Source organism: Neisseria sp. HMSC055H02 (genome assembly GCF_001813335.1).
Classification (GTDB): Bacteria; Pseudomonadota; Gammaproteobacteria; order Burkholderiales; family Neisseriaceae; genus Neisseria; species Neisseria sicca_C.
In genome coordinates this window covers 109,141-118,467 of sequence record NZ_KV812096.1, presented here as the reverse complement: position 1 = coordinate 118,467, position 9,327 = coordinate 109,141, and the positions used below count along the sequence as shown (strand labels likewise).

Sequence of the window (9,327 nt, the reverse complement as noted above, 5' to 3'; positions counted from 1 at the left end):
ATCAATGCGTTATCTCGAACTCACGTTAGGTCTAATCAACTTGTCGGACACCCATATCCGATAGCCCATCTTCTTTTCAGACGACCTTTTCAGCCAACAACCGCGCCAATATCCCCTCATACACCGCTGACAGCTTCGGAATATCGTCCAGCCGCACGTTTTCGTTGATTTGGTGGATGGTGGCATTGGACGGGCCTAATTCAATGAGTTCTTTCGCAATGGCTTTAATGAAGCGTCCGTCAGAAGTGCCGCCGGTGGTGGACAATTCGGTCTCTACGCCGCAGGTTTCGGCGATGGCGGCGCGTGCCACGTCGGTCAGTTTGCCCGCGTGGGTGAGGAAGGGCTGTCCCGAACACGACCATTGCAAATCGTATTGCACGCCGTGTTTGTCCAAAATGGCGTGAACGCGTTGTTTCAGCCCTGCTTCGGTGGACTCGGTGGAGAAGCGGAAATTGAATTTGACGTTCAGCTCGCCCGGAATGACGTTGGTCGCGCCTGTGCCGCCGTTGATATTGGAAATTTGAAAGCTGGTCGGCGGGAAGTATTCGTTGCCTTCGTCCCAGACTTCCTGCGTCAGCTCTTGCAGCGCCGGGGCAAAAGTATGTACGGGATTGATTGCCAAATGCGGATAGGCAATATGTCCTTGCTTACCTTTGACGGTCAGGTTGCCCGACAGCGAGCCGCGCCGGCCATTTTTAATCATATCGCCCAATTTGTCCACGGCGGTCGGTTCGCCGACGATGCAATAGTCGATAAGCTCGTCGCGCGCTTTCAACACATCGACGACTTTGGTCGTACCATCCAGCGCATCGCCCTCTTCGTCGGAAGTAATCAGAAGCGCAATGCTGCCTTGGTGATCGGGATGTTCGGCAATAAAGCGTTCGCAGGCAGTAACGAAGCAGGCGATGCTGGTTTTCATGTCCGCCGCGCCGCGCCCGTATAATCTTCCGTCGCGCTCGGTCGGCTCGAACGGGGGCGAATCCCATTTTTCAACAGGACCTGTCGGCACGACGTCGGTATGCCCTGCAAAACAGACGACGGGAGCTTTCGTGCCGCGTCGCAACCAGATGTTTTTGGTGTCGCCGAAATGGAGTTCTTCAGCCGCAAAACCGATTTTGTGCAGGCGTTCGGCAAGCAGTTTTTGGCAATCTCGGTCGTCAGGGGTAACGGACGGGCGGGAAATCAATTCTTTGGCGAGTTCTAGGGATTGGGTTTCGGTCATTTTTTGGTTTTCTTGTTGATTGTGAATCTTTGGAACAGGTCGTCTGAAAATAAGTTTCGGGTTTCAGACGACCTTTTTGTAGCAAATTATATAGCGTTCGATGCTTGAATTCATTCCTATGCGGAAATGGAGACACGGATATTTTCTATTTTAGCCCACCATACCGCCCTACTCGTCCACAGGCTTCTGCCCTTTGCGTTCTGCCTTTCTGGCTTCGCGCACGGCTTTGAGTTCGGCTTCTTTTTGGCGGGCTTTTTTGAGCCATGTTTCCCATTGGTTCGGTGTTTCGAGGGTGATTCTGCCGATTTTGCCTTCGCGGAAGTCAGTGAGGATGTTTTCAGCGGCTTTTTGGTAGTTGACCCGTCCGCCGCTGAGGACTGCGCCGCGTTTTTTGGCTATCCATTCGAGCCATGAGTTGTCGTCCCAGTGGCTGCTGGGGTCTTTGTCGGCTTGGTAGCGTTCTTGCAACATGGGGAGGTAGTGGCGGCGGAGGTAGTCTAAGAGTTCGAGGGCGACTTCTTCTTCATCCAGCGCGTTGCGTCCGACTGCGCCGCCGGCGGCGAGGTTGTAGCCGCCTTCTTCGACGATGATTTTCGGCCACAGCATTCCGGGGGTGTCGTAGAGCCAGAAGTCGTCGGCGAGGAAGAGGCGTTGTTCGGCTTTGGTAATACCGGGTTCGTTGCCGGTTTTGGCGGATTTTTTGCCTATCATGCCGTTGATGAGGGTGGATTTGCCGACGTTGGGGATGCCGCAGATGAGGACGCGCAGGGGTTTTTCTATGCCTTGGCGGTGGGGAATCATGGCGCGGCAGGCTTGGGTGATTTTGCCGTGCACGCCGATTTCGGAGGAATCGAGGGCGATGGCGCGGGTATCGGGGCGGCTGTTGTAGTGTTCGAGCCAGATTTTGGTGCGTTCGGGGTCGGCAAGGTCTTGTTTGTTGAGGATTTTGAGTTTGGGCTTGCCTTTGGAAAGCTGGGCAAGCAGGGGGTTTTCGCTGGAGGCGGGCATACGCGCGTCCAGCATTTCAATCACCATATCGACGCTTTTGATGCGTTCGGCGATGGCTTTTTTTACTTTGTTCATGTGGCCGGGAAACCATTGGATTGCCATGTTCTTTTTCTTTCTGTCTGATTTGCGGTGGGGTCGTCTGAAAAGTGGTTCGGCGGTGTTTTCAGACGACCTGAGGTTTGTCCGTTTTCTGTGCAAAGGTCGTCTGAAAGCCTTCGCGGTTTTTCAGACGACCTTTTGGTTTGGGGCGCTCAAGGTTTAGAGGTTGCCGTGTTCGTAGCGGTAGTAGCCGGCTTCGTCCATACATTGTTCAAGGGATTTGGATTCGCGTCCGTGTTTGGCGTCGTGTTGCGCTTGTGATTTGCAAACGTTGATTTGGCGGGAAACGTCGGATTCGCTTGCGCCGGTACGGTGCCAGCGGTAGGCGGGGACTTCGGTGGCGCAGGCGGCGAGTGTGCCGGCGAGTGCGAGGGTGAGGATGTGTTTCATGGGTTTCTCCTTTTATAGTGGATTAAACTTTAAACCAGTACGGCGTTGCCTCGCCTTACCGTACTATCTGTACTGTCTGCGGCTTCGTCGCCTTGTCCTGATTTAAATTTAATCCACTAAATATCGAAAAGGTCGTCTGAAAAGGGGAATCAGCGTCCGGACAGGTTTTGCGCCTGTCTGTGGCGGACCAGCAGTTCGTAATGTCCTTGCAGGCGTTGGGCGAGTTTTTCGACGACATAGACGGAACGGTGTTGCCCGCCGGTACAGCCGATGGCGATGGTAACGTAGCTGCGGCTTTCTTTTTGCAGGCGCGGGAGCCAGTGGTTCATAAAGTGGTCGATGTCGTCCACCATTTCCTGCACCAGGGGCTGCTGGTCGAGATACGCTTGAATGGGGGCATCCATGCCGGTGTAGGGGCGCAGCTCGGGATCGTAATAGGGATTGGGCAGGCTGCGCATATCGAACATGAAATCGGCGTTGTTCGGCACGCCGTATTTGAAGCCGAAAGACTCGAGGATAACCAAAAGCCCCCTGCGCTCGATGTTGAGCCATTGTTGAACGGCGTAACGCAGCTGCTGCGCGTTCATTTTGGATGTATCGATGCAGTAGGCGATGTCTTTGAGCGGGAACAGCCATTCGCGCTCTTTTTGCAGGCTTTCCAGCAGGGTAAGGTTCAGTCCCGACAGCGGATGGCCGCGCCGCGTTTCGGAAAAACGGCGCACCAGCACGCTTTCTTCTGCCTCCACAAACAATACTTCGACCTGATGGCCTTCATCGCGCAGGTATTGGATTTGCTCCTGCGCTTCCTGAATGTTGATGCCGGAGCGGACATCGACGCTCACGCCGAGTTTGGTTTCATCGGCGCGCTCGATATGGTGCAGCACCAGCGAAGGCAGCATTTCCAGCGGCAGGTTGTCCACGCAGAAATAGCCGAGGTCTTCAAGCTGTTTGAGGGCAACGGACTTGCCCGAGCCGGACAATCCGCTAATCAGGACGATTTTCATGGTTTTGTTCGTTTTCTTTGAGTTGTGTTTGATGGCGTTCGAGGAATTCTTTGGTACTGTCTTTGCCGCGCAACTGGAGGATGTAGTTGCGCACTGCCGCTTCAACCAATACGGCAAGGTTGCGGCCCACGGCGACAGGCAGGGTGACGGAACGGACGTTGACGTTGAGGATGGACTCGGTTTCCGTGCGTATGCTCAAGCGGTCGAGCTGCTTCATATAATCGTCGTCGGCAGCGACCAGGTTGATAATCAATTGGAGGATTTTTTTCGGACGGATGGAGGTTTCGCCGAAAATGTGGCGGATGTTGAGTATGCCCAAACCGCGCACTTCAAGGAAATCACGCAACATCGGCGGGCAGCGGCCTTCGAGCGTTTCGGGGCCGGTACGGAAAAGCTCGACCGCATCATCGGCGATCAGGCTGTGTCCGCGCGAAATCAATTCCAACGCCAATTCGCTTTTACCCAAGCCGGAATGACCGGTAATCAACACGCCGACTTCAAATACATCGAGGAATACGCCGTGTTTGACGATGGAAGTTGCCAGCGTGCGTTGCAGATAAATCCGCAACACGTCCATCAAATACGGGCTTTCGAGCTTGGAGGTCAGCAGCGGGATGTCGTTTTTATGGCAGTAGTCGCGCAATTTGGGCGAAACCGCCAGACCGTTGGCAACGATGACCAGCGACATGGGGATATCGAAGAGTTCACCGAAATCGTAATTCAATTCACCCGATTCGAGGCGTTTGAGATATTCGGCTTCGGCAACACCGACGACTTGGATTTGATTGGGATGGATAAAATTCAAATGGCCGACCAACGCCAAAACGGGTTTGTCGGCCTCTACTCCGATGCGGTTGTCCGCACCCGAATTGCCTGCCGCCCAAGCAAGTTGGAGCTTGTGCTGATTGTCGGAAAACAGGCGGCGGACGGATATACTGGGCATTCTTTACTCTTCTGCCAGAAGTTTGCGCACCTCCTCGGCAGAGGTTGCGGACATCAAGGCTTCACGGACGGCTTTTTGCGAGAACCTGCCCGCCAGTTTGGACAAGACTTCCAAATGCTCGCCGGTCGCATTTTCCGGCACCAACAAAGTGAAAATCAGGGATACGGGTTTGCCGTCGGGCGCATCGAAAGCGACCGGTTCTTTCGTGCGGATAAACGCGCCGGTGGCTTTTTTCACGCAGGCATGACGGCCGTGCGGGATGGCGACGCCCTGTCCCAAGCCGGTCGAACCCAGCTTTTCGCGGGCAAACAGGCAGTCGAAGACATCGCCGTGAGGTAATTCTGCTTCATGTTCAAGCAGCAGGCCCGCTTCTTCAAACAAGCGTTTTTTGCTGCCGACTTCCAAGTCTAAAACGATATGGGACAAAGGCAAAATTTCGCCGATAAGGCTCATAGAAATCTCTTTTGATGTGGCAAAATGAAATGGAATTGTACCGACTGTCTGTACAAACCTCAATCCTGAACACGCAATTTACACTCAGATTGCTAACAAGAAACGCTGCTTCTTTGATATTTCTTAACCCATACACAAGGTCGTCTGAAAACGGCGGCAAATGGTTTACGGCGGGTTTGGATACCAGATAAAACCCCGCCGCCATCCATCAATCCGCCCTTCCCCAAAAAGCAAAACGTCGTCTGAAACCCTTTTCAGACGACGTTTCATCCATCCTATTGCCTTACAACCGCGTAGCAGCCACAGTCCACAAATAATGCCCTGACAAACCCAAGAACCAGAGCAGACCGATATGGTTGTTATCCAAAAACACTTTAAAACAAGTCTGGCGGTCGCGGGTTTTGATGGCATGGTATTGACCGATTTGCAGCCACGCCACCGCAGGCAGCATGATCCAATACGGCCATGTCGCGCCGATTTTTACACCCAACACCGCCATCAGAGCGGTAAACCAAAAATGGCAGAGCATGGAAGCGGAAATATCGTGATCACCGAACGTGATTGCCGAAGTTTTAATCCCGATTTTCAAATCGTCTTCCTTGTCCGCCATCGCATAAATCGTGTCGTAGGCAAGCGTCCACAAAGCATTGGCGGTAAACATCAGCCACGCCGTAGAAGGTACGCCGCTGCGGACGGCGGCAAACGCCATCGGAATCCCGAAAGAAAACGCCAGTCCCAAATAAAACTGCGGCAGCGGGAAAAACCGTTTGGTAAAAGGATAAGTCATCGCCAGAAACAGCGCGGGAACGCTCATCACCCAAGTTAACAGGTTCAGCGGCGTCATGCAGAGGGCGGCGAGTAAGCAGAGAATGATCGTCAGCAAAATCGCTTCGGTTTTGGAAACCAGCCCGCGTGCAAAGGGGCGGTTTTTCGTGCGCTCGACCGAGCCGTCAAAATTGCGGTCGGCAAAGTCGTTGATCACGCAGCCTGCGCTGCGCATAAAGAATGTACCGGCGGTAAACGCCCAAAAAATATCCGCTTGCGGAAGACCTTCCGAAGCAACCCATAACGCCCAATAGGTCGGCCAAAGCAGCAACAACGTGCCAATGGGCTTGTCGATGCGCATCAGCTTGCCGTATACCAAAATGCGGGCAACGGCGTGGCGGTTGAGAAAATGTAGGAGAAAACGTCTTATCTTCATGTAGGTAATTTAAATTCTATGGCAAACCCGGACAAACCTCGCATCCCTTTTCAGACTTTGCCGTTACCTTATTAAAATTTTTGTAACTGTTTCAACGGAAACTTGCCTATTATAAGCTAATTTTCAAGAATGATGATTAAATTTAAACATTTATGACGAAAAATTAAACAGGATGCCATTTGAGATACTGAAAATGAATCTAGAAAACGCAGTGCAAACATCTAAAATAAAATACTTAAAAATCAATAAGAAACCAATTTAAAATACCAATTCTCTACTACACACCCAACTTACCCAAATCTCCCATTTAATACGAAAAGTTCCTCCTTTATTACAAAATAAATAATTGGCATCCCCAAGAATAAGGTCGTCTGAAATGCAGCCTACCAGTTTTCAGACGACCTTATCTTACTGCAAACATCAGGCTTACGACATTTAAAACGATTCATCCGCCCGCAGATAACGCCATTTGCCGGGCGGCAGTTTGCCCAGTTTGACTTTACCCATCCGAATCCGCTTCAGCCCGACGACGCGCAAACCGACGAGTTCGCACATACGGCGGATTTGCCGCTTTTTGCCTTGTTTCAACACGAAACGCAACTGGTCTTCGTTTTGCCATTCTACTTTGGCGGGACGCAGTTTCTCTCCGTCCAAACTCAATCCGTGGTTGAGCAAGGCAAGTCCTTTTTCGTCCAATTTGCCGCGCACGCGTACCAAATATTCTTTTTCGCTGCCGCTGTTTTCGCCAATAAGCTGCTTGGCGATGCGGCCGTCCTGCGTCAACACCAGCAACCCGACGGAATCGATGTCCAGCCTACCGGCGGGCGCCAAGCCGAATTTGTGTTTTTCGCTGAAGGGGATACGGCTGTCGTCCCCTTCCCAACGGTTGTCGGCGGTAATCAGCTCGGCGGCGGATTTATAGCCTTTTTCCGCCTGCGCGCTGACGTAGCCGACGGGCTTGTTGAGCAGGATGGTAACGCGCTCCGCCTGTTTTTCATGCGCCTGCCGGTTGAGGTCGATGCGGTCGCGTTCGGTTACTTTCTGACCGAGTACGGCGGTTTGCCCGTTGACCTTGACCCAGCCTTGCTCGATGTAGCTGTCTGCCTCGCGGCGCGAGCATAAGCCCAATTGCGCCATACGCTTGGAAAGTCGCATGGTTTCTTCGGATGTATTGTCCATAATATGTCTGAATTTAAAAGAGAAAACGGATTATATCACTGCAATAGGAAAGGTCGTCTGAAAAGAAATCAAGAGACTCTTTCAGACGACCTTATCTTTTCAAGACTAGATCAGGCTTAAGAATATTGTTTTAAGAGTTCGCGGAACTGCGCACCGGTTTCCGGATGTTTCAAGCCGTAGGCGACGGTAGCTTCCAGATAACCCAGTTTGCTGCCGCAATCGTAGCGTTTGCCGTCGAAGGCATGGGCGAGAACGAACTCGTGATCCAACAAGCGGGCAATGCCGTCGGTCAGTTGGATTTCGTTTCCTGCGCCGCGCGGCAGGTTTTCCAGAAGACTGAAAATGCGAGGGGTCAGGATATAACGGCCGACAACGGCAAGATTGGACGGCGCTTCTTCGGGCTTCGGTTTCTCTACAATATTGGTAATCCGTTGAAAGCTGTTTAATTTTTCCACTTCTACAATGCCATAAGAACCGGTTTGCGACGGATCGACGGTTTCCACGCCCAAAACGCTGTTGCCGCTTTGATTGTAGATATCGACCATTTGCTTCAGTGCGCCTTTGGGCGCGTCAATCAGGTCGTCGGCGAGAATAACGGCAAAGGGTTCGTCGCCCACTGCGGCACGGGCGCACAATACGGCGTGTCCTAAACCCAAAGCCTCGGCTTGACGAATGTAAAGGCAGGTAATGTTAGAAGGCAGAATGTCTTTAACGTGTTCCAGCAGTTTGTCTTTTTGACGCATTTCCAGCTCGGTTTCCAGCTCGTAGGCTTTGTCGAAATGGTCTTCGATACTGCGTTTGTTGCGGCCTGTAATGAACACCATTTCTGTGCAACCGGCTTCTACTGCTTCTTCTACCGCGTATTGAATCAACGGCTTGTCGACGATAGGCAGCATTTCTTTCGGACTGGCTTTGGTGGCAGGCAAAAAGCGCGTACCCATACCGGCTACGGGGAAAACGGCTTTTTTAATCGGTTTCATAAATTTTCCTCTTACTTTATATTTCAAAGTATCCAGCTATCCGGGGGAGTACAATAATTCATCGGCTTCATTCCCAGACCACATTATCAAAAATGATTTTGTAATAATCATCAATGTGTTAATTGTAACATGACATAATTTCACTGTAACAACCTCAACCGTAAAGCACAGCAAAATCCTGTATCCGTATTTTCACTCTACACCATTCTGACCGGCACAATAATACCGGTAACGTTCTGCTAACCCATACAATATCAGCGCAGTCAATCCCCAAATATCGTAATGCAAATACGGCAAAACAGGCGTAGCAATCATATTGCCTTCATGAATGAAGCTGCGGCTGCCATAGTTGCCCATATCCAGTGCGAAATCCAATGGCAAGTAAAAGATTTCAGCCACTTCCCCACTATTGGCACAAGTTGGCGGATTTTCCGGACAGAGTGCCAAAACCGGATGTACTTCATAACCGGACGGCGTGTAATAAGGCGGCAACAGTGGAAAAACCTGCCAAAAATGCGGTGCAATCCCCGTCTCCTCTTCAGTTTCACGCAATGCTGTCACAATAAAGTCTTTATCCCCTTCGTCTGACCTTCCTCCGGCAAAAGCAATCTGCCCGGTATGGTGGCGCAGGGTATCGGCGCGACGCGTCAGCAAAATTTGCCACTGCCCTTCCCGCCGAACGACTGCCAGCAAAACGGCGGCTGTTTTACCTTCCTGCCGGACAAAACGGTTTCGTTCCTCTTGCGCTATGCTGGCATAACGAAATGCCTGCCCGAAAAAATCCACAAGATCGGTCTGCCTCATCTCCATATACAGACTCCGAAAACAATGATTGATAGGTCGTCTGA

The 9,327-nt window shown here is 51.7% G+C and carries 11 protein-coding genes; 1 reads left to right on the top strand and 10 read right to left on the bottom strand.

Annotated elements, in window-relative coordinates; all coding sequences use genetic code 11:
- Window positions 1-76 precede the first annotated feature (76 nt).
- Together dapE and ylqF are read right to left on the bottom strand one after the other, a co-directional pair.
- The gene (dapE, locus tag HMPREF2907_RS07400; RefSeq protein ID WP_070681695.1) at window positions 77-1,222 is read right to left on the bottom strand and encodes a succinyl-diaminopimelate desuccinylase; all 1,146 of its coding nucleotides are present in this window, start codon (window positions 1,220-1,222) and stop codon (window positions 77-79) included.
- 168 nt (window positions 1,223-1,390) lie between these two features.
- Window positions 1,391-2,332, bottom strand: coding sequence for a ribosome biogenesis GTPase YlqF (ylqF, locus tag HMPREF2907_RS07395; RefSeq protein WP_070681692.1), 942 nt, complete (start codon window positions 2,330-2,332; stop codon window positions 1,391-1,393).
- On the opposite strand from ylqF, the gene HMPREF2907_RS12955 reads away from it, so the two are divergent.
- Window positions 2,331-2,492, top strand: a complete 162-nt coding sequence (locus tag HMPREF2907_RS12955) for a hypothetical protein (RefSeq protein ID WP_168165205.1) — start codon at window positions 2,331-2,333, stop codon at window positions 2,490-2,492. The genes ylqF and HMPREF2907_RS12955 overlap by 2 nt on opposite strands.
- Here HMPREF2907_RS12955 and HMPREF2907_RS07390 read toward each other — a convergent pair.
- The 8 genes from HMPREF2907_RS07390 to HMPREF2907_RS07355 form a co-directional block, all read right to left on the bottom strand.
- Window positions 2,489-2,719 (bottom strand): protocatechuate 3,4-dioxygenase, encoded by a 231-nt coding sequence (locus HMPREF2907_RS07390; protein ID WP_070681689.1) that lies wholly within the window; start codon window positions 2,717-2,719, stop codon window positions 2,489-2,491. The two genes, HMPREF2907_RS12955 and HMPREF2907_RS07390, sit on opposite strands and share 4 nt — an antisense overlap.
- 149 nt (window positions 2,720-2,868) lie before the next feature.
- Window positions 2,869-3,723 carry an RNase adapter RapZ gene (gene rapZ / locus HMPREF2907_RS07385; protein WP_070681686.1) on the bottom strand — a complete coding sequence of 285 codons (855 nt, stop codon included), beginning with the start codon at window positions 3,721-3,723 and terminating at the stop codon, window positions 2,869-2,871.
- A complete protein-coding gene (gene hprK / locus HMPREF2907_RS07380) occupies window positions 3,704-4,666 on the bottom strand; it encodes an HPr(Ser) kinase/phosphatase (protein WP_003756089.1) in 963 nt (320 codons plus the stop codon). Before hprK ends, rapZ begins: the two co-directional genes overlap by 20 nt.
- A 3-nt stretch (window positions 4,667-4,669) precedes the next feature.
- Window positions 4,670-5,119, bottom strand: a complete 450-nt coding sequence (ptsN, locus tag HMPREF2907_RS07375) for a PTS IIA-like nitrogen regulatory protein PtsN (protein ID WP_003743926.1) — start codon at window positions 5,117-5,119, stop codon at window positions 4,670-4,672.
- 283 nt (window positions 5,120-5,402) lie between these two features.
- Window positions 5,403-6,320 carry a 4-hydroxybenzoate octaprenyltransferase gene (gene ubiA, locus HMPREF2907_RS07370; protein ID WP_070681683.1) on the bottom strand — a complete coding sequence of 306 codons (918 nt, stop codon included), beginning with the start codon at window positions 6,318-6,320 and terminating at the stop codon, window positions 5,403-5,405.
- A gap of 435 nt (window positions 6,321-6,755) precedes the next feature.
- A complete protein-coding gene (locus HMPREF2907_RS07365) occupies window positions 6,756-7,499 on the bottom strand; it encodes a pseudouridine synthase (protein WP_016687475.1) in 744 nt (247 codons plus the stop codon).
- 116 nt (window positions 7,500-7,615) lie between these two features.
- Window positions 7,616-8,479: a UTP--glucose-1-phosphate uridylyltransferase GalU gene (gene galU, locus HMPREF2907_RS07360; protein ID WP_039408715.1), complete on the bottom strand. Its 864-nt coding sequence runs from the start codon at window positions 8,477-8,479 to the stop codon at window positions 7,616-7,618.
- Window positions 8,480-8,671: 192 nt separating this feature from the next.
- Entirely contained in the window at window positions 8,672-9,289 is a 618-nt protein-coding gene (locus tag HMPREF2907_RS07355) for a CoA pyrophosphatase (protein WP_210388594.1), read from the bottom strand.
- Window positions 9,290-9,327 lie beyond the last annotated feature (38 nt).